This is a genomic window from Corynebacterium sp. HMSC074C11, from assembly GCF_001809455.1.
GTDB classification, from domain to species: domain Bacteria; phylum Actinomycetota; class Actinomycetes; order Mycobacteriales; family Mycobacteriaceae; genus Corynebacterium; species Corynebacterium amycolatum.
In genome coordinates, this window is sequence record NZ_KV797727.1 from 1 (window position 1) to 22,989 (window position 22,989).

Here is a 22,989-nt window from a genome sequence, read left to right on the forward strand (position 1 = left end):
GGAAGATCAACGCACTCTAAAAACGGAAGAGCCCTGAAAGCTCTCTAGACCATCTTCAAAGACAGTGCGGAGTGACGGCCAATTCTCCACGCTGCACAAATCCCGACACGGCTGGAAAGGTAAGTAAAGACATGGCACCGAAACCTAAAAAGACTACGCCTCCGAAGAATCAAAAGTTGGTGAAGAGCAAGGCAAGCTTCAGCCGCGATGAGCTCGCTGATTTATTGGAGACGCTGGCAGCTCGCATCCGTGCCGGGGAAATGACTCTCGGCACTGGCGAGTCCGCGGTGACGATGACCATGCCGACATCGTTTAATACCACGATGGAAGTTGTCGACTCTCGAAAGCGTGCTGGTATTGAGCGCGAGCTGGAGCTGGAAATTGACTGGATGGTCGACGAGGCTGGCGAGCCCGTCGAAAAGCCAGGACCAGCATCTGGCTTCGCAATCTCCTAGCGGGCTTGTTGCTGTCCAATCTGTCGCACAATGAACTCCTGCACGCCGAGGAGCGCCCGTCGCCGACACAACTCACTACCGCTCGCCATTTCCGCAGGTCACAGCGAACAGATCTGAGTCGTTTTGGTCGATTTTGCGTCCTTTGGCCGTCAATTACCGCTGCGACACTGGCCGACAAGCAAGCCGTCGTCAAGCAACACCCAATTACACCCGCCAGGCACCCACGCCTCCCCACATTGCATGAGGTGACGCTAACCTAATTCGGGAAAATTCGCGACGAAGGGAACGCGCATGGCCAACGGCAAGAAAGGCCACAAGGGCAAGAAGAAGGACTCCGCCAAAGCCAAGAAAAAGGCTGCGGCAACGACCTCGCTACGTCTGCCCGAATACTCGAAGGCCGAGGCCAAAGCCGCGAAAAAGCTCGCCGGCAAGGACCCCTTTAAACTGGCTGCGATGACGCCGAAGAAGAAGTGCTGTAAATCCGGCATCCGCTGCCTGCGCTGCCCTGTGGTGCTACACAAGCTCAATCGCGAGATCAAAAACGGCGAAGTCGACCATGCCACCCTGCTGCTCGTCGCCGCGAAAGCCCGGATCCGGTAGCCGGCCCTCGCCCCCCCCAGCCCGCCGTCGGGCCGTCCCATGAGCAGTGGTGTCGCGCTCTGTATGGCACTGGTACCGATTCTCCTGGGCTATCTGCTCTTCGGACACCGGCTCATACGCGTCATTCCAAGCACCGCGACAACGCTCCAGGGAACACTCGCCAGGTCAGGAAGTTTTATTCCGTCGACATAAGGCCTCGGCCAGAACCGGGAATGTGACCGTCGGAGGATTGCACCGTGTGTATCCTTTGAGTGTCATTGAGCCTTGAAGGAGCAAGAAAAGAGCATGCCCCACCCACGCGCTGTCTCTAGGATGGACATCCGGCCGCGTGCCCTGCGTTTCGCACCGCGCCGCTCGGACTGGTCCCGCGCGACAATCGGGCGCGACCTATCGGCAGGCCTCATGGTGGCCCTCGTCGCACTCCCCCTCGGGCTCGGCTTCGGCGTAGCGTCCGGTGTCGGTGCGGCGGCCGGAATTACGACGGCCATCGTCGCGGGCATCCTGGCCGCGATCTTCGGCGGTAGCAATGTCCAGGTAAGCGGCCCGACCGGCGCAATGACCGTCGTGTTAATCCCCATCGTGGCCAACCATGGTGCCGATGGGGTACTCGTCGTCGGCGTGCTGGCAGGGCTCATGCTGCTCTTGTTGGCGTTCACCGGCGCTGGCCGCGCGATGAAGTACATGCCACTACCTGTCGTCGAAGGTTTCACCGCCGGTATTGCGTTAATCATCGGCCTCCAACAGCTGCCCGCAGCACTTGGTGTTGACGTGGACGGCGAGAAAGTCCTCGGGTTGGCGTGGGGCTCGATCAAAGCTTAGTTGGACGCTCCGGCATGGCAGGCGCCCGTGCTGACCATTGCAGTGGCGGCTGGAATCGTGCTTGCTGCGCGCGTTCGTAGCGGCTTCCCCGCGGCGCTGGTGTTGGTAGCTGCCGCGACGGCCATCAACATGCTGGCAGACAGCGGCCTGAAGACAATCGGCTACATCCCGTCGACGTTGCCTGCTCCGCGCTGGCCACAGATCCCGTGGGAGCACCTGGATTCGCTTCTGTTGGCAGCAGTCGCCGTCGCAGCTCTCGGCGCGTTGGAATCGTTACTATCTGCGACGGTTGCCGACGCAATGACTGTTGGCGACCGGCACGATCCCGACCGCGAGCTCTTCGGACAGGGCGTGGCCAACGTCGTCGCGCCCCTGTTCGGCGGGATTCCCGCGACCGCCGCGATCGCCCGAACTGCCGTCAATGTGCGGGCAGGCGCAGGCACACGCCTGGCAGCGGTGTTCCATTCGCTGCTCCTGCTCGTCGCCGTACTCGTCGCGGCCCGGTGGGTGGGCGAGATTCCTCTCGCCGCGCTCGCCGGCGTGCTCATCGCCACAGCGATTCAGATGATCCACCTGCGGAACCTCCGCTCGGTGATGCGCGCCACCAAGGGCGACGGGGCCACCCTGCTCATCACGGCTGCCGCCACCGTCGTGTTCGACCTTGTCGTCGCCGTACTCATCGGCCTTGTTATGGCGGGCTTCTTCGCACTGCGCGATACCGCCCGCACGGCGGTGCTGGAAGCCGCCCCGCTAGACGAGGGAGACCACCGCGACAAGGAGCGTGAGCTTCTCGACGAGCACATCGCCGCCTTCCGTATGGAAGGCCCCCTCTTCTTTGGTGCAGCGCACGATTTCCTCCTCGAGCTCGCTGATGTCTCGTCGGTCAAGGTTGTCGTGCTCCGCATGCGCTACGTTACGACGATCGACGCCACCGGCGCCCAGATGCTCGCCGACACGATTGGGCGCCTCGAACGCCACGGTACCAGGGTCTTGCTCGCAGCCACGAAGCCCGAACATATTCCGGCGTTGCGCGAACTCGGCGTATTCGACCAACTTGCGCACGAGAATCACGTCTTCGACAACACTCTCGACGCCATCGCCCACGCCCGACTGCATGCCGCACGCATTCAGCATGAAGAGTCTGATGGCGCACCCGCGGCATCGCAAAGAAATCAGCATGACGAGTAGCGCTGTCGAGCCTGTAGTCGTGAGGCCGCCTTCTAAGGTGACGACTCACGCGACCGCCATAACGCGAAGCATCAATAACGCTCAACGTTAAACTTGAACTCCACGACGTGTCGTTGCAAAGTCACCTTCTCATTCGTGAATAGCAGCTAAAAACCACCACACCCGGCTATGTGTGGCAAAGCTAGAGTGCACACCAGGTAACCTCAGCCCCCGTTCCTCGTGCAGCAGCGTCCTTTAACAAGACATACATGGGATTCGCCCCATATACGGTTAATTCAGGCTTCCGCTGTCGCCCCAAGCGACCCGTTGAAACTTAAACGAACGGTCCGTGCGGAACGCTCGGCCGTGAATAGGATTGATGCCGCGCAAAGGCGGGCGCGAATGCATTAAACGTCCTGCCTACCCCCCCCGTTCTACCGGTCCGACCACCTACCGATGCACGATATCTGGACGCCGATGTGGGGGTACCCGCTGGGCGCGTAGCATTGGCGACATGCGCATTTTCACCGTGGGCCACTCCAACCTCGAGTTCGAGGACTTCGCTGAAATGATCAAGGCTGCCGGTGTGGCATCCATCGTGGATGTGCGCAAGCTGCCCGGGTCCAGGAAGTACCCGTGGTTCAACGGCGACCACCTTGCCGAACACCTTCCCTCATGTGGCATCACTTACAGCAGAAGCGAGGGCCTAACCGGACGGCGCAACGTGTCTCACTCGGTGCCGTTTGAGGTTAACGGCAACTGGCGTAACCGCAGTTTCCACAATTACGCCGACCATGCGCTGGGCGAGGAGTTCTCGGACGCGCTCTCGCAGCTACGGGCAAACGCCGCCGAAACCCCCACCGTAATCATGTGCTCCGAGGCAGTGTGGTGGCGGTGCCACCGGCGTATCATCGCCGACCACCTCATCGCCCACGGTGACGAGGTTGGCCACATTATGGGCCTGGGTGCAGCCGGGGCGAAGGTGAGCGAGGCAACGCTCAACGACGGCGCAGTCATCGGCAACGATCTCCTCGTGCGCTACCCCGAGCGGGGCTAGCGCATACACCAAAGGCCGGGGTGCGGATGCTCGGACTACGCCCCAGTCAGCCACGGCATCCGCCTCGGCCTGACCTCAGGCGCGACCTACGCCTTGTATTCATGGAGCGCCCGCCCCTTATGAGCAGCAGCATCGGCGGCACACCAGCGGATAGCACGCTCAAACGAGTTTTAGGTTAGGAAATCTGAACCGCACAACCCAAGAAGACCACCGGGAACCCCGGTAGTGCCCCAAAGCGTCGAATCGAAAAACGTGCTACCGACTTGTCACGGACCTAGATGTTGAACTTAAACTCGACGGTATGTAGTTGCAAAGTTACTTTCTCGTTAGCCTGCAACAATCAGAAAACAGTAATTACGTCAGTACACAGAGAACATATGGGCGCGTGGAAACACGTAAAGGTTTTGCGGGATGGCGTGGACGTCAACGTGAAGATTCTGGAGAACCTCGCCGCCCACGTCGCTCCCGCGTTGGGTTGGCAGCCGAATCACGAAGGCCCAGTTACCGGCTATCCCATCGAATAATTCCTGCAGGCCGCAAGCTCTTCGCTTCAATCTCAGTTCAGCGCGTGTTGAATAGTTCAGTAATTGCTGTATAGTTCACCCCATGCTGACTATTGCTTCACGCCTCGACGTCATGAACCGGCTCGGCCGGGCCATGGCGGATCCGACGCGCTCCAGAATCCTGCTGACCCTACTCGACGGCCCGAGCTACCCAGCCGTGCTTTCGCGCGACCTGGACCTGACCCGCTCGAACGTCTCGAACCACCTGACCTGCTTGCGTGACTGCGGCATCGTCGTCGCCGAGCCGGAGGGCCGCAAGACACGCTACGAAATCGCCGATCCGCACCTCGCGACAGCGCTCAACGCGCTAGTGAACGCGACGTTGGCTGTCGACGAAAACGCCCCGTGCATCGACCCGGAGTGCTCGGTGCCTGGCTGCGACGGAAAAGGAGCGGACGCATGAGTTCAGCATGTGGATGTGAACACGAACCAGCCACGGAGATCGAAGATCTCGATCGGCCATGGTGGAAGGACCCCGAGTTGCTACTGCCAATCTTCTCCGGCGTAGCCCTCTGCATAGGTCTGGCGCTGGGCTGGTCCGGGCTAGAGACACCCGCGACAGTACTGTTCTGGGTCGGCCTGCTGCTAGGGGCGTATACGTTCGCGCCCGGCGCTATCCGGAACCTTGCCACGAAGCGCAAGCTCGGCATTGGTTTGCTGATGACGATTAGCGCGGTCGGCGCGGTAATCCTCGGTTACGTCGGAGAGGCCGCGGCGCTAGCGTTCCTGTACTCGATCGCCGAGGCACTGGAAGACAAGGCGATGGACCGGGCCCAGGGCGGACTGCGGGCACTGTTGAAGCTGGTACCGCAAACCGCGACCGTGCTGCGCGACGGTACGACGGCCGAGGTCGCTGCGAAGGACCTTGAGGTTGGCGAGCTAATGGTCGTACGCCCCGGGGAGCGGATCGCCACGGACGGCATCATTCGGTCCGGACGCTCCAGCCTTGACACCTCAGCGATCACCGGAGAATCCATTCCGGAGGAGGTTGCGCCCGGCGACGAGGTACCCGCGGGAGCGATCAACTCCGCCGGTGTGCTGGAGGTCGAGACGACCGCAGCTGGAACGGACAACTCGCTGACCACACTCGTCGACCTCGTCGAGCAGGCGCAGGCGGAGAAGGGTGACCGCGCCCGGATCGCCGACCGAATTGCCCAACCCCTAGTGCCCGGGGTGATGATCCTGGCGGTGCTGGTCGGCGTGATCGGCTCGCTGCTGGGCGACCCCGAGACGTGGATCACCCGTGCGCTGGTGGTCCTGGTCGCAGCGTCGCCGTGCGCGCTGGCAATCTCCGTGCCGCTGACGGTCGTGGCCGCGATCGGCGCGGCCAGCCAGTTCGGAGTAGTCATCAAGTCCGGCGCAGCGTTCGAGCGACTCGGCAGCATCCGTCACCTAGCGGTGGACAAGACCGGAACCCTTACCCGCAACCAGCCCGAGGTTACCGGAGTGGTCCCGGCAGAAGGATTCGATCGGGCGCAGGTGCTTTCCTTCGCGGCGGCGGTTGAGCAGCAATCGACGCACCCCCTCGCCGCGGCGATTGTGGCAGCGGAGCCCGAAGCTCCCACCGCCTTGGATATCAGCGAGGAAGCCGGTCATGGCATCGGCGGCACCGTCGAAGGCCGACGGGTGCTGGTGGGCAGCCCCCGATGGATCGACGCCGGGCCACTGAAGGCGGACGTTGAGCGCATGGAGTCCGAAGGCCAGACCTGCGTACTAGTCACCGTCGATGACGCTATCGCCGGGGCAATCGGGGTGCGCGACGAGTTGCGGCCCGAGGTGCCCGATGCCGTGCAGTCCCTGCACGACAACGCCGTGGAAGTGAGCATGCTCACCGGCGATAACACTCGCACCGCCCGGGCGCTGGCTGAAATCGCCGGAATCGACGACGTGCGCGCCGAGCTGCGACCGGAGGACAAGGCAAGCATCGTCGCCGAACTCTCCTCCAAGACGCCGACGGCGATGATCGGCGACGGCATCAACGACGCGCCGGCACTGGCGGGCGCAACGGTGGGCATTGCGATGGGAGCAACCGGCTCTGACGCCGCGATCGAGTCCGCTGATGTCGCCTTCACTGGCCACGACCTCCGACTGATCCCGCAGGCGCTGCAGCACGCCCGCCGAGGCAGCAGGATCATCAACCAAAACATCGTGCTGTCTCTGGCCATCATCATCGTGTTGATGCCACTGGCGATCAGCGGTGTGCTGGGCCTGGCCGCCGTCGTGTTGGTACACGAAGTCGCCGAAGTCATCGTGATCTTGAACGGCCTGCGGGCTGCACGAGCGAAACGCTGAGACATACCTTCGCCCAGCGCGCTGACTCTCCAGTGCGGATCTTGGAAGGATCGAGCTGCTCAGGGACCAAGCGTCGCCTCAAAACTTTTGATGCCGAGCTTCATCGACACGACCCGCGACTACCTGGGCAGTGTATTTGGCAAAGGGCCCGACACCCATCAGGGTTGCCGAGCCGTCGCCGGTCCAGTTGCCGTAACCAACTAGATGGAGATTCTTCACCGCGGTTTCGCGGCCGCGCATGAGATGGCGGAATGGGCCGAGGGCCGGACGGAAACCAGTGCACCAGATCAGATGGTCGTGGTCGAGCTCGCTCAAACTATCGAAGATGGGGGCAGCGGTGAGCTGGCCGGAATCGCGGAGCTCACGTAGATGAGGAAGCGCGAGAATGTCCCCGAGGTTCGGGCCGGAATCGCCACCGAGAATCCGGCGGCGGCTGCCCGCGTTAAACGTTGAACTTGAACTCCACGACGTGTCGTTGCTAAATACCCTTTACCCTATGGACATACAGTAGAAGCTGCTAGAGATTGAGTAGATACAAGAAGTAAAAAGCGATAGCTAGGATCGCAGTACAACCTTCGAGACCGCGACGACGGCTGCTACCGTAGGCCTCGTTGCCTAACTGACACCAACGCCGTGTCCACTACTCGGGGGACACCCCAACATTAATGCTGCCCTGCCGGCAGACCAGGGCGGCCGTGTGAGTATCGGACAATAATGCGTAGTCCTCCAAGGGTCTGGACACAGGGGCTTTCCCCCTTTCCTCAGTGGTGCGACCAGAAGGAGTAGAAACATCCACCCCGGTGCACCTGCTGCGGTGACAACGACCCATCGCCCGCAGCAGGTGGCAATCGTCACGGTTATCCCTCTTTTTCAGATTCCTGTCCTCGGGATCAGAAAAAGACGGGGACCTGTCATAGGTCAGTGAGCATTTGCTGCATCTGGGCGATCTCGGCCTCCTGGTCGTTGATAATTTGTTCGGCCAGGGTGATTGCATGGGAATTCTGGCCGTCAGCAACCTCGTCACGGGCCATGTCGACCGCACCTTCGTGGTGGGCGGTCATCTGCTCCAGGTAAAGGCGGGCGGCGCCGGTGCCCTGGGCTTCCTCAAGGGCTGTCATGTCCTCCTGGCTCATCATCCCGCTCATGCCACCCATCTAGCCGTGATCCATTCCACCTATCTCATCCATGGTCCCCATGCCCCCCAGAGTCGGTGACCGGCTGCTGGCCCCAGGCCTCGAGCATGGCGTTCATCCGGTCAATCTCCGGTCCCTGGGCGTCAATAACCCCCTGGGCAAACTCCACGACCTGGGCGGGGATGCCCTCCTTGGCCAGGAGCATCTCACCCATTTCCACGGCCTGCTTGTGACGGGGGATCATCATCTGGGCAAACATGATGTCCGCGTCGTTGTGATCGGCGGAAATCTCCCCGTCCTCCTCAGTCGCCGCCCTGGTGGTCTCGGTCGTCTCAGCGGTAGTCGTCGCAGTGCTGGTGGCCGAGGTGGTGGCGTCGGTGTTGCCTGAGTCGGTGGCCTCACCGCAGGCGGCCAGCGCCAGGGTGGAGGCTACGGCGAGAGCGGAAAGAACAAGGGTGCGCTTTATGGTGAAGCCCGTTCAGGGTCAGTGGAGAGAAGTGATGGATCAGTGGACGGCGGTGGATTTCGGAGTAGGCGTGGTGTGTTACTCCTTCGGACTGGTGGGAGCCAGGTGGGCCGGGTCCAGATCAATCCGGCGCAACAGCTGGGCGTTCAGGGCCACCACTATGGTCGAGGCAGACATCAAGATCGCGCCCACGGCCGGGGACAGCACGAACCCGATCGAGGCGAGCACTCCGGCGGCCAGCGGCACGGCGAGGATGTTGTAGCCAGAGGCCCAGACCAGGTTCTGGATCATCTTGCGGTAGCTGGCCTGGGACAGCTCAATCATCGACAGCACTGCCCGCGGGTCATCACTGGCTAGGACCACCCCGGCAGATTCCATGGCCACATCCGTGCCGGCACCGATGGCGATACCGACCTCCGCGCGGGTCAGAGCGGGGGCGTCATTGACACCGTCACCGACCATGGCCACGCTCAAACCCCGGTCCTGCAGCTGCATGACCTTGGTGTCTTTGTCCTGGGGCAGGACCTCGGCGAAGACCTCATCGATCCCCAGGTCCTGGCCAACCGCCTGAGCCACCTGCTGCGCGTCACCGGTGATCATCGCGACCTTCACCCCGCGGTCCTGCAGGGCTTTCACGGCAGCTCGGGATTCGGGGCGGATCTTGTCCTCGACGGCCACCGCACCGATAATCTGACCGTCACGGACAATATGGAGCACACCGGCCCCACGCCCGGTCCAGGCGCTGGTGGTGTCGGTGAGCTCGGCCGGGGTGGTGAGGTTGAACTCGCGCAGCATGTTCGGCCCGCCCACGAGGATCTCAGCGCCATCGACAGTGGCCCGGACCCCCCGGCCGGAGGCGGCGCTGAAACCAGTTGCACGCATTTGCCGACGGGAGGCCTCGGGATGGGCGGCCGCGGCCGCCACGATGGCGCGGGCCACGGGGTGCTCACTGTCGGCCTCCGCGGCGGAAGCCAGGGCCAGCAGCTCGCCCTCGGTGACGCCGACAGCTGCTGCGACACCGGTGACCGCGTGCGCACCCTCGGTCAGGGTGCCGGTTTTGTCGAAGAGCACCACGTCGATGGTGCGCATCCGCTCGAGCGCCATCCGGTCCTTGATGAGCACCCCGGATTTCGCGGCCCGCTCGCTGGAGATCGCAATGACCAGCGGAATCGCCAGGCCCAGGGCGTGCGGGCAGGCGATGACCAGCACCGTGACCGTGCGCACCACGGCATCGTCCGGGCTGCCGATGATGGTCCACACCACCGCGGTGATCAGAGCGGAGATCAGCGCGAACCAGAACAACAACGCTGCCGCCCTATCCGCCAGGGCCTGGGCCCGGGAGGAGGACTCTTGGGCGTCGGCAACCATGCGTTGGATCCCGGCCAGGGCGGTGTCCCCGCCGGTAGCCTCCACCCGGATGCGGACGGTGTTGTCGGTAGCCACGGTACCGGCGACCACCTTGTCACCGGTGTCGCGGAAGACGGGACGGGATTCGCCGGTGATCATCGCCTCATCGAATTCGGCGGCTCCGTCGATGATGGTTCCGTCGGCCGGCACCCGGGCACCGGCCCTCACCAGCACGACGTCGTCGACGACCAGCTCGGAGATGGCCACGGTGCGGGTGGTCCCGTCGATGACTTTCTCGGCCTCATCCGGCAGCAGGGCAGCCAGCGCGTCAAGCGCGGAGGACGCAGCCCCGAGAGCACGCATCTCCAGCCAGTGGCCCAGCAGCATGATGGTCACCAGCAGGGCCAGCTCCCACCAGAAGTCCAGGTCAAAACCGCCCAGCCCCAGAGTGGTGACCCAGGAGGCGACAAACGCCACGGTGATGGCCATGGCGATCAGGAGCATCATCCCGGGTTGGCGGGATTTCAGTTCGTTCCATCCGCCCTTGAGGAAAGGCGTTCCGCCGTAGACGAAGATGATCGTGCCCAGCACCGGGGGGATCCAGGTGGATCCGGGGAATGCCGGGAGGTGGTAGCCGAGCAGCTGGGCGACCATGGGGCTGAAAATAACGACGGGAATGGACAGAATCAGCGACCACCAGAAGCGGTCCCGAAACATTGCGGTGCTGTGTCCGGCGTGTTCGCCGTGACCATGAACGTGGTGGTCTTCGTCCATGGCGGAGTGCGGGTGATCGTGGGGCATCGCCTGGCCGTGGGTGTCGGCGTCTGCGTGGTGTTCGTGGCTGGCATGATCCGGGTGGGGGGTGTGGTCTGTTTCCGGAGCGGGGTGATCACCATGGTGATCGCCGGAATGGTGGAGAGTGCTCATGACGTTCCTTTCCGCTCAACCCGGTCGGGGTCGAGATGATGGGTAAAACCGATCAGGATAAGACGGTGTAGCCGGCCTCTTCGATGGCCCGGCGAACCATCTCCGGAGGTACGACACCGGTGACCGTGACGGTGGAAACACCACCAGCAGCGAGATCAATCTGGACGTCGTCGACCTGGGGGAGGCCCTGAAGGGCCTGGGTCACGCTTTTCGCGCAATGCCCGCAGGTCAGGCCGGTGATCTGGTAGCTAAGGGAGGACCCTCCTGCTGACGAGTCGCTGGCGGCAGGGACGGAGGCGGTGTCGGCACGTGAGGCAGGTCCGCAACAGGTGCAGCCGTGGGAGGCCATCGGCAAGAGGCGGGGCGGGAAGGTGATCATGGGAAGGCTCCTTCGGTTCGGTGGGGTGTGGCAATTCCGCTCTCTAGCGTATACCCCCGGGGGGTATATTTTCAAGGAGTGGAGGGCACGGCCCTCACGCGGGGCAGGGTGTGGTCACCGAGCAGCCCCCTCACTGTCGGGAGGGGGCATCGGGAGGCGGAGGGCAAACACCGCTCCGCGACCGGGTCCGGGGGAGGTGGCGGTGAGAGTGCCGCCGTGGGCCTCGATCAATGCCTTGGAGATGGTCAGACCGATACCGGACCCGCCGTTGTCCCGGCTGCGGGCGGCATCCCCCCGGTAGAAGCGTTCGAAGATGTGTCCGAGCTGGCCAGGTGGGATGCCCTCGCCATCATCGGCGACGTGGATGAGCGCGGTGGACGCCCCCTGGCGGTGGACGCTGATCCGGACCTGCCCGCCGGCCGGGGTGTGCCGTAGCGCGTTCGACAGGAGGTTGCTCATCACCTGGCCGAAGCGTTGCCGGTCCACGAGCACCCGGGCGGTGTCCGTAATGGTCTCGACCTGTAAATCGACGCCTTTGTCAGCATAAGCTTCCCCCGCGGCAGCAGCGGCGGTATGGAGCAGATCCCCGAGCCCTTCCTCCGCCAGGTCCAAATCGATCCGGTGTTCCTGGGCCCGGGAGACATCGTCAATGTCCTCCATCAACCGGGTCAGGCGGGTGAGTTGGTCAGCCATGATTGTGTGGGCGGCATTATTCCAGTCCACGACCCCGTCCTGGAGACCATCGAGGTAGGCCGTGAGCACCGATAAGGGGGTGCCCATTTCGTGGGCCAGGTCAGAGAGCATCTGGCGGCGGACCTGTTCGGTGTGTTCCAGTCGGTCGGCCATGGTGTTGAAGGCATGCGCCAGGGTGGTGACCTCGGGGCCTGCTTCTCCGGCGGGCACGCGGATACGGGAGTTACCGGCCGCCAGGCTGGTAGCGGCGCGGGTGAGATCCTGCAGGGGGGTGCGCAGGCGACGCGATAACCACAGACTGGCCAGTAGGGCGCTGATAAAGGCAGTGGGCAGGGCGACGGCCAGGGTGATCAGGTTGGCGTCCCGGTAGGCCTGCTCGGCATGGAACAGCTCCAGCGAGGGGTCCTCCCGGCCGGCCATCAACATATGATCATGGAACAGGGTCGGCCCCACCGTCGTGGCCACGGCCGCGGCCACCATCAGGCTAATCACCACGACCAACACCTGGGCGGCCAGGAAGCGGAAGGTCAAGCCGGGTCCGTGATTCATGGCTGCCCCACCCGGTAGCCCACGCCACGCACGGTGTCGATAAACCCCCGGCCTCGGGTGTCGGTGCCGAGCTTGCGACGCAAGTTGCCTATGTGGACATCGACGATGCGTTCATCACCGACCCAGGTAGTGTCCCAGACCTCGGTGACCAGGTCGTGGCGGGTCAGCGCCTGGCCGGGGCGCAGGGCCAGGGCAACCAGCAGCTCGAACTCCGTGCGGGTGAGCTCCACAGTCGTCTCCCCCACCCGCACCTGATGGGCGACGGGGTCAAGGATGAGGTCACCAACGATCAAGGGGGTGGTCACCTGCGGTGGGGTGGTGCTGGTGCGCGGACGGCGCAGCACTGCATGCACCCGGGTCACCAGTTCCCGGATGCTAAAAGGTTTGGTGATGTAGTCATCCGCCCCCAGGGTCAAACCGCTGATCTTGTCGTCCTCGCTGCCACGCGCGGTGAGCATGAGGATGTAGCAGTCCGAGAAGGTGCGGATCCGTCGGCACACCTCCAGGCCGTCGAGTTCGGGCAGCCCCAGATCCAGCACCACAACATCGGGGGAAAAGCGACGGGTCTCGTCCACGGCCTGGGTGCCGGTGTGCGCCTGACGGGTATCGAAGCCTGCCCGGATGAGGTAGGAGGCCACCATCTGAGCCAGGGGTTGTTCATCATCGACGACCAGCACCCGCCCCGGGGGCGTGGCGGTGGTCGGTGTGTGGTCAGCCATAGACCCCAGTATCGCTCCGGCCAGGGGGGAATACCATCCTCGCTCAGTGCCCGGCGGGGAATCTTCATCAAATCTTCAAATATAACCCTTCGACCGCCGTCACCCCTGTGCCCCACCCCGGGCCGGCGGCATCGCCTCCCCTGGTCGGTTCAGCAGGCGCCACCAGGGATTTTACTGCAAGCACCGCATACCCGGGGCGGGTAGAAGGACATCGCCCACGGCTGTGGGGTGGTGTCCCGGTGGTGACCCAGCTCACCGAATTCACCCTCTTTTCGCCCTGCTATAAAGCTGTGAGCAGGGTTTTTGATTTCTAGTCCGTCAGGCACCCGTGCTAGATAAAGGTATGGCATCGACCTTGAGGCGGTGTCTTCTCACGGTCCTACCCACGATCCAAGGAGATTGACGTGAAACGAGCAGCGATCGCAGTCGCCGCCCTTGCCCTCGCCCTCACGGGGTGTTCGGCCGCCGACCCGGAACCCACGGCCGACGGGACGGTGTCCCAGGATACATTCCTGACTACCCATGGCCTGGCCGACATGGGCGCGGTGGAGATCATTGATCACCTCGACCGGCAGAAGGTCACTGAGCGTCCCACGGATTTGATCGCCTCAGTGCGCGCCGATGAACTGCTGCTCTCGAGCGGTGACCAGGAAGTCGTGGTCGATCTTCCCGACAATCAGACGTATGTCTCGATCGCACCCTATCTCACCTCCACCCACGACTGCTTCTACCACAGCCTCACGACCTGCCTGGGGGAACTCAACAATGAGGATATCCAGGTCACGATCACCGATGAGGCGACCGGTGAGGTGCTGGTGGACGAGGCGACAACCACCTTCGACAACGGGTTTATTGGCTTCTGGCTTCCCGATGATGTCACCGGTCTGATTGAGGTCAGCTACCAGGGGCGTACCGGCACCACGGAGTTTTCCACCACCGACGACGGTGCCACCTGTGTCACAGACCTGCGCCTGACGTGATGGCTCAGCAGGGTCCTCACCTGCGCCTGTCTCCCGTGTCACTGAATTCTTACACCAGGAAGGTTAAATCATGACGAACGCGTTTTCCCGACGACAGTTTCTGCTCGGCGGGCTCGTCCTCGCCGGCACCGGGGCCGTGGCCGCCTGCACCAGCGATCCTGGACCCGCTGCCTCGGCACCAGGTTCCTCCCTTCACCCCACTCCCACCCCCACTGCGCTCGGTGAGCCGACGGTGCGCCGGACACTGACCGCCCGGCCCCTCTCTCTGGATATCGGCGGTATCGAAGCCAAGACGTGGGGATACGTCTCTGACACCGGGGATGCGGCCATTGAGGCCACCGCCGGCGACGTCCTCCAGGTCGATATCACCAATGAACTGCCTGAGAGCACCTCCATCCACTGGCATGGCATCGCACTCCACAACGCAGCCGACGGTGTGCCCGGCATGACCCAGGACCCCATTGAACCTGGCGAGTCTTTCTCCTATGTTTTTGAAGTCCCCCACGGTGGCAGCTACTTCTACCATTCCCACTCCGGCCTGCAGCTTGATCGCGGCCTCCACGCCCCACTGATCGTCCGTGACCCGCAAGACGCTGAGGACCAGGACGTCGAGTGGACCATCGTGCTCGACGACTGGGTCGATGGCATTCAGGGCACTCCCGACGATGAGCTCGACAAGCTCACCGGAATGGGTTCGGACGACCATAACGGGAAGAAGGGGATGGGAGGTCACGGCCATATGATGCACGGCACCCCGGACCGGGTACTGGGCGGGGATGCCGGCGATGTGATGTATCCGCACTACCTCATCAACGGACGTATCCCCCGTGCTCACCGGACCTTCGAGGCTCGCCCGGGCGACAAGGCCCGCCTGCGGTTTATCAACTCCGGCGGTGACACCATCTTCAAGGTGGCCCTCGGTGGTCACCGCATGACCGTCACCCACACCGACGGCTTCCCTGTCCAACCCCGGGAGACCGAATCGATCTACCTGTCGATGGGCGAGCGTGTCGACGTCGAGGTCATCCTCGGCGACGGCATCTTCCCGCTCACGGCTTTGGCGGTGGGTAAGGACGACCGCGCCTTCGCCGTCATCCGCACCGCCGGCGGCCAGGCCCCCCGCCCCGATGTCGACTTCCCCGAGTTGTCATCCACCGGACTGCTTCTGTCCTCCCTGAAGCCAGCAGACCGTGCACTCCTGCCCGAGGGCACACCAGACCGAGAAGTCAGCATCGACCTGGGCGGGCAGATGATGCCGTATGAATGGAGCATTCTCACCGACGGCCAATCGTCCTCCGCGACCGTGCAGGAGGGCCAGCGCCTGCGGATGGTCATGCGCAACAGGACCATGATGCCCCATCCCATGCACATCCACGGCCACACGTGGGCGCTGCCCGGCAGCGGCGGGCTACGCAAGGACACCGTCCTTCTCCGCCACGGTGAAACCATGATCGCCGACCTGATCGCTGACAACCCCGGTGAGTGGGCATTTCACTGCCATAACGCCTATCACATGGAAACCGGGATGCTCAGCTCGCTTCGCTACGAGTAACCCCCACAGCAGGGTTGAGTGCCGAGGTGGGCAGAGTCGCTGCAGGCCACCCACCGGGCAGCACGATGACCTTCCTCGGTGTTGTGGTCTTCCGGGACAACCAGAACACCGTCTTCTTCCCCACCGCCCCGGAATATGGAGATCTAATCCCTGCCGAGCACACCCCGCAGAGCCGCCATCGCGGTTGCCGCGGTGCTCACCGCCGTGACCCTGGTGGCCTGTTCCTCAGGCGACGGCGTCCGAAACGCCGTCGCCGTCGGGGGGGCACCTTCCAGTTCCACTCACCAGGAGGCCAAACCGAGATTATCTACGCAGAGGAGGAATGTGCGCCGCTGCCGGGCTTCTCCTGCCCGTCGTTGATGGAGGAAGGTGAGGAGATCAGCCTGTCTGATTTTGAAGGCGAGGTCGTCGTCCTCAACGCTTGGGGCTAGTGGTGTGCACCGTGCCGGACGGAAGTCGATGACCTGCAGCTTGTCCAAGAGACTCTCGACCCCCTCGGTGGCACGGTGCTGGGCATCAACGTCCGTGACTACAACCAGACCATCGCCCAGGACTTCAAACTCGACAACGCGGTGACCTATCCCTCGATCTACGACCCGCCGTTTCGTATCGCTGCGGCCCTGGGAGGTGCCGACCTCGGTCATCCCGACCACCATTGTCCTGGACCGAAGCCACCGCCCGGCCGCGGTGTTCCTGAGGGAGGTCACCGCCGATGACATCCTTGATGTCGCTCTGCCGCTGGCCGAGGAGGCACCAGCATCATGACCGTTGATGTGATTGCGCAGTTGGCGATCGGCCAGCAGTTCGCCGACGCCGCGGCCACCGGGCCACTGATGATCGGCATCCTGGCTGCAGCAGCTGCAGGTCTGATCTCGTTCGCCTCCCCGTGCGTCGTACCCCTGGTACCCGGATATATGTCGTATCTGGCCAGTGTGGTCGGCGGGGAGGTCGACTACGACGCCGAGGGGGCGCGGTGGTCACCAAACGCCAGTGGGCGGTAGCGGGTGCGGCCGGGTTGTTCATTCTCGGCTTCACCGTCGTCTTTGTGCTGGCCACCGTCACCGGGGGTGTCTCCCGAGTAAAGGACACGGCGTTGGTGTCAATCTATTGCGCAGTAAACGTGCCAATCGAATGGCTGGCCACTTCACTGTTTAATTAACGTGTCAATGAAATGGCTGCCTAGTACATAGTGCAATCTACGTGTCAATAAAGTGGCTGGGACAGAAGAGAGCACGCAAGAAGGGCCAATTGAAGCAGCAATGCACTGCACGCTGGCGATATCGCGCATGGAATTACCGCGTTCGATAGCACGATAGATACCAAGTACAGCCTCCGCCTCAGCAGGGATGATCTCGCCTGTTGAGTTGTAGCCAATAGGACGTACACCGTCGGAACACCAGCGCCCTTGCTCAGCACGCTGCTGTTGGGCGCGTGACTGCCTAGCGCCTTTACGCTCGGGTACACTGGCGGAAGCTTGCTAGCGGTAGTCAACGATTTCACCCTCCCCTGGGCCCCGTGATGGTGTAGTCACGTTGAATATGCGCTGTTGCCTGACCCCACTCGCTCGCTTTAACCCGCGCTTGGTGCGAATCGAACGATGCTTGATCAGTGAATTGTTCTGATACATTCCATACGAGCGGGTCGTCGGATTGAGTGACCTCGAAGCGCAGACACCCGGGTTCATCACGAGAGAGCTCAACGTGTTTTGGAAGGAACCGTTCAACGATTGAAACATCACTGTGGTCTTTGCAGATCAAGGTGCCGTTCAGCTCGATCATGCTCATAGAACACCTTCGCTATAAGTCAGACGCGGCGCTTAAACGTTGAACTTGAACTCGACGGTATGTCGTTGCAAAGTTACTCCCTCTCGTTAACACCATCAAAAGGAGTGTTATCCAATGAAAGCGTTCGGCTTCTTAAGCTTCGGGCATTACGCCTTCGGCAGCTAGTGCGGGCCATCTGCGGAAAAGATCGCCAAGACTCGTCTGGAGATCACCCAGGCTGCGGACGAAATCGGCGTGAACAACGCGTCCTTCCGAGTCCACCACTTCGCGCTGCAGGCCTCCGCCCCGATGCCGCTGCTGTGTGCTATCGCGGCCACCACCAAAATCATCGAGGTGGGCACCGGCGGCATCGACCTGCGCTAGCGCATATCGGGGTTGTAGCGTTTGAGTCATTGAGTCCCGCCGTCTACAAGTACCTACACACTTGATCGGTGCTGCACGTTTCAGGATCCGGGTGCGCGGCGTCCTGGCTAAGGTCCGCGATAGTGTCGCGCAGCACGGAGAGCTGCGCGATCTGCTGCTCGATCTCAGCGAGGCGCACGTCAAGCAGGTCGCGCACGTGCTCGCAGGGCGCATGGCCGCCGTCGCGGATGTCGAGGATCTGGCGGATCTGGGCGAGGGTGAGGCCCGCGGCCTGGCCGCGGTGGATGAAGTCGATCCGAGCGACCGTCTCGGGCGCGTAGTCGCGGTATCCGGACGGCGTGCGCTCGGTCGGGGGCAGAAGGCCCTGTTCCTCGTAGAAGCGAAGGGTCTTCGCGGTAGTGCCCGCCCTCTCGGCGAGTTCTCCGATCCACATTACTGTCTCCCTCCGTGGCCGCGCTTGACCTTCCCCTGCACTGGAAGGTCCAGTATGGCTGAGACAGAGCAGAAAGCCAAGAGTTGACAGGAGCAGCGATGCCTACGAAGTACGATCTCGCCATCATCGGATCGGGAGGCGGCGCGTTCGCCGCTGCGATCCGCGCCAGCACGCTCGGGAAGTCAGTGGTGATGATCGAGCGCGGGACGCTCGGCGGCACCTGCGTGAACACGGGCTGCGTCCCGTCGAAGGCGCTCATTGCCGCGGCCGGCGCGCGGCACGTCGCGGTCGACGCCGCAACCCGGTTCCCCGGAATCGCTACGACGGCGGATCCCGTCGACATGCCCGCGCTGATCGCTGGGAAGCAAGCGTTGGTGGAGTCGCTGCGCGGCGAGAAGTACGCCGACGTCGCCGACTCCTACGGCTGGCAGGTCCTCCGCGGCGACGCCTCGTTCGTGGGCACCCCTGATGCGCCGGTTCTCGATGTTGCCGGATCCGACGGAAGCGTCGAGACCATCGAGGCCCACCACTACCTAGTCGCGACTGGTTCTCGCCCGTGGGCACCGCCGATCGACGGCCTGGAGGAGACCGGGTACCTGACCTCGACCACGGCGATGGAGCTGACGGAGGTCCCCGAGTCGCTGCTGGTGCTCGGCGGCGGCTACGTCGCCCTGGAGCAGACGCAGCTGTTCGTCCGCCTCGGCTCCCAGGTCACCGTGCTGGTGCGGTCCCGGCTCGCGTCGAAGGAGGAGCCGGAGGTGTCCCGGACACTGCAGGAGGTGTTCGCCGACGAGGGCATCCGGGTGGTCCGCCGCGCGGTGCCGACCCGGGTGTCCCGGGACGCGGCGACCGGGCAGGTCGTGGTTACCGCGGACGTGTCCGGCGGCTCGCAGGAGTTCCGCGCCGACCAGGTGCTCGTCGCCCTCGGACGCCGTCCCGTCACCGACGGCTTGAACCTCGATGCGGTCGGGGTGAAGACCGGGGACTCCGGCGAGGTGGTCGTCTCCGACCATCTGCAGTCGTCGAACCCGCGGATCTGGGCCGCGGGCGACGTGACCGGGCACCCGGAGTTCGTCTACGTCGCGGCCCACCACGGCACCCTCGTCGCCGAGAACGCGTTCGCCGACGCCGACCGGTCCGTCGACTACTCCCATCTGCCGCGGGTGACGTTCACCGGACCGGCGATCGGCGCGGTCGGGATGACCGAGAAGGAGGTCGTCGCCGCGGGGATCCGCTGCGACTGCCGCGTGCTGCCCCTGGAGTATGTGCCCCGGGCGGTGATCAACCGCGACACCCGCGGGTTCATCAAGATCGTCGTGAACGCCGATACGAGCGAGATCCTCGGCCTCACCGCCGTCGCCAAGGACGCCGGGGAGCTCGCCGCCGCAGGCGTCCACGTACTCGGCAGGACCGTCGCCGAGGTCGCCAACGCCTGGGCCCCCTACCTGACCATGGCCGAGGGCATCCGGATCGCCGCGAAGGCCTTCACCACCGACCCGTCGCTGCTGTCGTGCTGCGCATGAACGGCAACGCAGGCAATCGGGGAGATCTCATCCAGAAGCAGACGATGAGCGCCGATCAGGACCGCGACGAATGGCGCGCCGGTCCCGTCGTCGCTGCAGTGACCGGGCTGCTCCTACTGGCATGCTGCGCGCTTCCGTCGCTGCTCTGCTGCGGCCTGCCGTTCATCGCGGCGGGCGGAGCACTCGCAGGCGTCGGTGGGCTCCTCGGTAATCCCTGGATCATCGGTGCCGGGACCGCCGTCGTGATGGCCGTCATGGCGGGGATGCTCGTCAGGCTACGGCGGCGGCACCGGCGCTGCAGGTCCGGCTGCTGCGAAAATCCTTCGACCGCTGATCGGAACCGGTAGTTCGAGCGGATCCAGCGATCACTGCCACCTGCGGAGGCCGCTGAAATCGAAGCCCGACGGGAGAAGGAGGAGCAAAAAGCGTTCGAATCAACCGGTGACGAGGATAATACTGAGGCTGGATCCCGGCCGTCGCGACGCGGTCTCCGCTTCCGCCGAGACGAGAAAGGGTTGTGGGCACCTAGGCTGGGCGGCATGAACGACATGACCATAGCGCCCGGCCCGGGGATCCCCGACGGTGCGGTCATCGCCGCCGATCTCGCGGAGCGTTTCGCGAAATCGTCGACTCCGGGCGGCCAGGGCGTCAACACGACGGACGGCAAAGTCCAGCTTTCCATCGATGTCGCCGAATGCGCATCGCTTACCGACGCCCAGCGTCACCGTATCTCGCGCAACCTCGAGCACCGCCTAGACGGCTCCGTCTTTACCGTGACTGCGTCGACTCAGCGGTCTGTGTTTCGCTCCTGGTCCTCTCGCTTGCACCTGCGACACAGCCTCGTGCCCCCGGGCCGTAGCGTTCGGGGGAGCACAATAGCCCCAGTCCTCATCACGTCCCGGGATCAAAGAGTTCATCGCAGAGGTTAAGCACTACACGTTGAACTTGAACTCGACGGAGTGTCGTCGATAAATAACTATTCGATGCGCAAAGTACAACGAAATACCGCTAGAAACAGACAACATATGGGGGTGCACAGAAACACATATAGGTTCTGCGGAAAACCTATAGGGTGCGTCGCTAAGAACCGCTGTGCGCGAAAAACATAAAGGGTTTACGGACCCGGTCCCAGACCCCTCAATACTCTGAGCCGGAAGAATGGAAAGTGGAAGGTTGATGTATCCCCACTATTCATTTTTTCCGTTTTTCGGAGTACATCGGGAGCTACAACTGCGGACCAGCTCTGTGTGAACTAGATGAGAAGGCGCAGCAGCGAATCATCGACGCTGGACAGTTGGTGCTGCGGGCACGCGAGCGGCACCCCCAGCGGTCACTCGCGGAGCACTACAACCCGTTATCGATGGACCCAATTCTGCTCAAGGCCCACAACAACTTGGACCGGGAAGTCGATAAGGCTTTCGATGTGGCACGCAAACTCACCAACGAGCGCCAGCGCCAGGAGCTACTGTTCGCCAGCTACGGGGAGTTGGCGAGGGGCTATGTCTCCTCGCTTTCATCAAAATCGAAACCACCAGCAGGGTCGTTCCCCGTGCGGGTGATTTTGATCGGTCCCGCTGCTGGGTGTAGAACCCTGTCGCTGGCAACGCCGGGAACTATGACTGTGCCCGACGAGAACACGTCACTGCCATAACGCGGCTCACGGTAGACGAACATGGGTCGTTCACTACTACTGGTGGATTTCGGTTTTGGTGGTGGGGGGATTACCGCCGCCGGCCTCGATTTTTCCGTTGAGGAGGGCGTTGACTACTTCCCGATTGTGAAATGGGCCGATGGCGCGGTGAAGAGGAACCAGTCACCTGGAAGAGATCGATCCAGTCGCTGGTGTGCAATCTGGGAGGTAGGGTTGCGGGGTCGATTCCTCGCGAGCGCAACCATGATTGTGTCTCTGAACGTGATGAAAACAACCCTGCCCTTCGGAGAATTTCCCCTATCCCGCGTCCCCGGGCGGTGAAAACGGTGTGCACCATCGCCTGAAAGGCTTTGCGTTGCTCTATCGGGATCTTCGGGTCACCCACCCGGCGGATCACTAAGATCCCCCCGTCAACGTTTGGCTGTGGCCGGAAAGCAGACCTTGGTACTCGGGAACCAAGGTGAAACGTGAACCATGGGGACCACTGAGCTGTCATCATCGTGCTTGCACCTACCCCGGCCCGGCGGCGAGCGACTTCCCACTGCATGAGGAGTACAGCGGCAGTCCATGCCGGCGCATGCAACAACTTTCGAAGAATGGCAGTGGTGAGGTGAAAGGGAATGTTTCCCACAATGACGCAGGGAGTGGCGGGTAACGGGAAGTTGAGGAAATCATCATGGACCACTTCGACCGACGCCGAGGCGGTCTTTTTTGTGAGTTTGGCAGCTAGTTTTGCGTCTACCTCAACTGCCGTTATTGCCCTCCCCAAGTGGGATATCGGGTGAGTGAGGGCACCGCTTCCTGGCCCGATCTCAATGATGGGGCCGGAGGTTTGTTTTACAAGATCGACGATGGAGTTGATGATCTTGTGGTCTGTGAGAAAATTTTGGCCATGTTCGTGACGGCCGTATCCGTATGTAGACATGAGGTGTGCTCCGTGGAGTTGAAACGGAGCCGGGCATGGCAAATGGCCGCCCGGCTAAAGGACCGGAGCGGTTTCTAACCTGCGGGAGGGAGAAAACCGCCTTAGCGGCTGGTGAGCGGCCGCATGAAAACGGAACCTGAAATCAACATGGGCCTATCGTATCCAATTAATTTCGCAGGGTCCAATACGGTGAGAAAGAAGACAACCGCACCGCAACAGTGCAAGACCTCTCTGGATTGGAATTTAATTGAACATGGGTTTGGGGTACGACGCGCCCTACTCGGAGTGGCACGGACACTACGGCTGCGCGCCCACACACAACAGTAAAGAGCTCGGCAATGCACAGACACGTAACGAGAGCGCCACAAATGTATGTACGTTTAAGTTACAGCATCGACACTGACGCTCCACATGGAGGGGCGGCCGCGGCCCTGCAGCAAGCACACGGCAGGGTGTCTGCTTCGGGCGACGTGAAATTACGCAGAAAAATACGAAACACATCACCGCAGGTCACGGTAGGTATTTACGGGTCATTTCGTAATCCCGTAAACGAAAAGAACAAAACTACGAAACACAAAAACATACGTTGAGCAGCGTAAATGGTTTTCGTTT

22 protein-coding genes and 5 pseudogenes are annotated in these 22,989 nt (G+C 62.7%); 17 read left to right on the forward strand and 10 right to left on the reverse strand.

The window, feature by feature from the left end:
- The first annotated feature begins 131 nt into the window (after positions 1–131).
- From HMPREF2614_RS02795 to HMPREF2614_RS02825, 8 genes and pseudogenes are all read left to right on the forward strand, one after another.
- On the forward strand, positions 132–455 hold the full coding sequence (locus tag HMPREF2614_RS02795; RefSeq protein WP_070560080.1) for an amphi-Trp domain-containing protein: 324 nt from the start codon (positions 132–134) through the stop codon (positions 453–455).
- Between the two features lie 291 nt (positions 456–746).
- Positions 747–1,055 carry a hypothetical protein gene (locus tag HMPREF2614_RS02800; RefSeq protein WP_038626100.1) on the forward strand — a complete coding sequence of 103 codons (309 nt, stop codon included), beginning with the start codon at positions 747–749 and terminating at the stop codon, positions 1,053–1,055.
- Positions 1,056–1,367: 312 nt separating this feature from the next.
- Positions 1,368–2,498 (forward strand): annotated as a pseudogene (locus HMPREF2614_RS11385) (SulP family inorganic anion transporter); the annotation flags it as partial.
- A gap of 66 nt (positions 2,499–2,564) precedes the next feature.
- Positions 2,565–3,062: a sodium-independent anion transporter gene (locus HMPREF2614_RS11390; protein WP_338079002.1), complete on the forward strand. Its 498-nt coding sequence runs from the start codon at positions 2,565–2,567 to the stop codon at positions 3,060–3,062.
- Positions 3,063–3,555: 493 nt separating this feature from the next.
- A complete protein-coding gene (locus HMPREF2614_RS02810; RefSeq protein ID WP_070560082.1) occupies positions 3,556–4,098 on the forward strand; it encodes a DUF488 domain-containing protein in 543 nt (180 codons plus the stop codon).
- Between the two features lie 377 nt (positions 4,099–4,475).
- Positions 4,476–4,622 carry a hypothetical protein gene (locus HMPREF2614_RS02815; RefSeq protein ID WP_038626104.1) on the forward strand — a complete coding sequence of 49 codons (147 nt, stop codon included), beginning with the start codon at positions 4,476–4,478 and terminating at the stop codon, positions 4,620–4,622.
- A gap of 82 nt (positions 4,623–4,704) precedes the next feature.
- Positions 4,705–5,064, forward strand: a complete 360-nt coding sequence (locus HMPREF2614_RS02820; protein ID WP_005510636.1) for a Cd(II)/Pb(II)-sensing metalloregulatory transcriptional regulator CmtR — start codon at positions 4,705–4,707, stop codon at positions 5,062–5,064.
- A complete protein-coding gene (locus HMPREF2614_RS02825) occupies positions 5,061–6,953 on the forward strand; it encodes a heavy metal translocating P-type ATPase (protein ID WP_070560084.1) in 1,893 nt (630 codons plus the stop codon). The genes HMPREF2614_RS02820 and HMPREF2614_RS02825 overlap by 4 nt, the downstream gene beginning before the upstream one ends.
- A 78-nt stretch (positions 6,954–7,031) precedes the next feature.
- Here HMPREF2614_RS02825 and HMPREF2614_RS11395 read toward each other — a convergent pair.
- From HMPREF2614_RS11395 to HMPREF2614_RS02850, 7 genes and pseudogenes are all read right to left on the reverse strand, one after another.
- Positions 7,032–7,370, reverse strand: a pseudogene (locus HMPREF2614_RS11395) (pyridine nucleotide-disulfide oxidoreductase); the annotation flags it as partial.
- A gap of 494 nt (positions 7,371–7,864) precedes the next feature.
- Positions 7,865–8,107, reverse strand: coding sequence for a DUF305 domain-containing protein (locus tag HMPREF2614_RS11335; RefSeq protein ID WP_115598834.1), 243 nt, complete (start codon positions 8,105–8,107; stop codon positions 7,865–7,867).
- A 25-nt stretch (positions 8,108–8,132) separates the two neighbouring features.
- Positions 8,133–8,333 carry a DUF305 domain-containing protein gene (locus HMPREF2614_RS11340; protein WP_255463406.1) on the reverse strand — a complete coding sequence of 67 codons (201 nt, stop codon included), beginning with the start codon at positions 8,331–8,333 and terminating at the stop codon, positions 8,133–8,135.
- 297 nt (positions 8,334–8,630) lie between these two features.
- Positions 8,631–10,826 carry a copper-translocating P-type ATPase gene (locus HMPREF2614_RS02835; protein ID WP_070560086.1) on the reverse strand — a complete coding sequence of 732 codons (2,196 nt, stop codon included), beginning with the start codon at positions 10,824–10,826 and terminating at the stop codon, positions 8,631–8,633.
- A gap of 52 nt (positions 10,827–10,878) precedes the next feature.
- Positions 10,879–11,205, reverse strand: a complete 327-nt coding sequence (locus tag HMPREF2614_RS02840; RefSeq protein ID WP_070560088.1) for a heavy-metal-associated domain-containing protein — start codon at positions 11,203–11,205, stop codon at positions 10,879–10,881.
- 114 nt (positions 11,206–11,319) lie between these two features.
- Positions 11,320–12,447, reverse strand: a complete 1,128-nt coding sequence (locus tag HMPREF2614_RS02845) for a sensor histidine kinase (RefSeq protein ID WP_070560090.1) — start codon at positions 12,445–12,447, stop codon at positions 11,320–11,322.
- Positions 12,444–13,166 (reverse strand): response regulator transcription factor, encoded by a 723-nt coding sequence (locus HMPREF2614_RS02850; RefSeq protein WP_038626116.1) that lies wholly within the window; start codon positions 13,164–13,166, stop codon positions 12,444–12,446. The genes HMPREF2614_RS02845 and HMPREF2614_RS02850 overlap by 4 nt, the downstream gene beginning before the upstream one ends.
- A 404-nt stretch (positions 13,167–13,570) precedes the next feature.
- On the opposite strand from HMPREF2614_RS02850, the gene HMPREF2614_RS02855 reads away from it, so the two are divergent.
- The 4 genes and pseudogenes from HMPREF2614_RS02855 to HMPREF2614_RS02870 form a co-directional block, all read left to right on the forward strand.
- A complete protein-coding gene (locus HMPREF2614_RS02855) occupies positions 13,571–14,146 on the forward strand; it encodes a CueP family metal-binding protein (RefSeq protein ID WP_038626118.1) in 576 nt (191 codons plus the stop codon).
- A gap of 70 nt (positions 14,147–14,216) precedes the next feature.
- Positions 14,217–15,698 (forward strand): multicopper oxidase family protein, encoded by a 1,482-nt coding sequence (locus HMPREF2614_RS02860; RefSeq protein ID WP_048731338.1) that lies wholly within the window; start codon positions 14,217–14,219, stop codon positions 15,696–15,698.
- Positions 15,699–15,848: 150 nt separating this feature from the next.
- Positions 15,849–16,463: pseudogene (locus HMPREF2614_RS10850) on the forward strand (TlpA family protein disulfide reductase).
- Positions 16,460–16,761 (forward strand): annotated as a pseudogene (locus HMPREF2614_RS02870) (cytochrome c biogenesis protein CcdA); the annotation flags it as partial. The pseudogenes HMPREF2614_RS10850 and HMPREF2614_RS02870, both read left to right, overlap by 4 nt.
- A gap of 433 nt (positions 16,762–17,194) precedes the next feature.
- Here the strand turns inward: HMPREF2614_RS02870 and HMPREF2614_RS02875 are convergent.
- Positions 17,195–17,482 (reverse strand): putative quinol monooxygenase, encoded by a 288-nt coding sequence (locus HMPREF2614_RS02875; RefSeq protein WP_038626125.1) that lies wholly within the window; start codon positions 17,480–17,482, stop codon positions 17,195–17,197.
- Positions 17,483–17,596: 114 nt separating this feature from the next.
- Here HMPREF2614_RS02875 and HMPREF2614_RS11255 point away from each other — a divergent pair.
- Positions 17,597–17,842, forward strand: a pseudogene (locus HMPREF2614_RS11255) (alkane 1-monooxygenase); the annotation flags it as partial.
- A 46-nt stretch (positions 17,843–17,888) separates the two neighbouring features.
- On the opposite strand, the gene HMPREF2614_RS02885 reads toward HMPREF2614_RS11255, so the two are convergent.
- Entirely contained in the window at positions 17,889–18,278 is a 390-nt protein-coding gene (locus HMPREF2614_RS02885; protein ID WP_005290994.1) for a heavy metal-responsive transcriptional regulator, read from the reverse strand.
- A 98-nt stretch (positions 18,279–18,376) separates the two neighbouring features.
- On the opposite strand from HMPREF2614_RS02885, the gene merA reads away from it, so the two are divergent.
- From merA to HMPREF2614_RS11260, 4 genes are all read left to right on the forward strand, one after another.
- Complete coding sequence (gene merA, locus HMPREF2614_RS02890; protein WP_038626127.1) at positions 18,377–19,801, forward strand: mercury(II) reductase; 1,425 nt, start codon at positions 18,377–18,379, stop codon at positions 19,799–19,801.
- On the forward strand, positions 19,798–20,148 hold the full coding sequence (locus tag HMPREF2614_RS02895; protein WP_038629112.1) for a hypothetical protein: 351 nt from the start codon (positions 19,798–19,800) through the stop codon (positions 20,146–20,148). Before merA ends, HMPREF2614_RS02895 begins: the two co-directional genes overlap by 4 nt.
- Before the next feature lie 192 nt (positions 20,149–20,340).
- A complete protein-coding gene (locus HMPREF2614_RS02900; protein WP_038626129.1) occupies positions 20,341–20,730 on the forward strand; it encodes a peptide chain release factor I in 390 nt (129 codons plus the stop codon).
- 368 nt (positions 20,731–21,098) lie between these two features.
- On the forward strand, positions 21,099–21,452 hold the full coding sequence (locus tag HMPREF2614_RS11260; RefSeq protein WP_016423158.1) for a type IIL restriction-modification enzyme MmeI: 354 nt from the start codon (positions 21,099–21,101) through the stop codon (positions 21,450–21,452).
- A 70-nt stretch (positions 21,453–21,522) separates the two neighbouring features.
- Here HMPREF2614_RS11260 and erm read toward each other — a convergent pair whose 3' ends face one another.
- The gene (erm, locus tag HMPREF2614_RS02910) at positions 21,523–22,377 is read right to left on the reverse strand and encodes a 23S ribosomal RNA methyltransferase Erm (RefSeq protein WP_016456425.1); all 855 of its coding nucleotides are present in this window, start codon (positions 22,375–22,377) and stop codon (positions 21,523–21,525) included.
- Between the last annotated feature and the right edge of the window lie 612 nt (positions 22,378–22,989).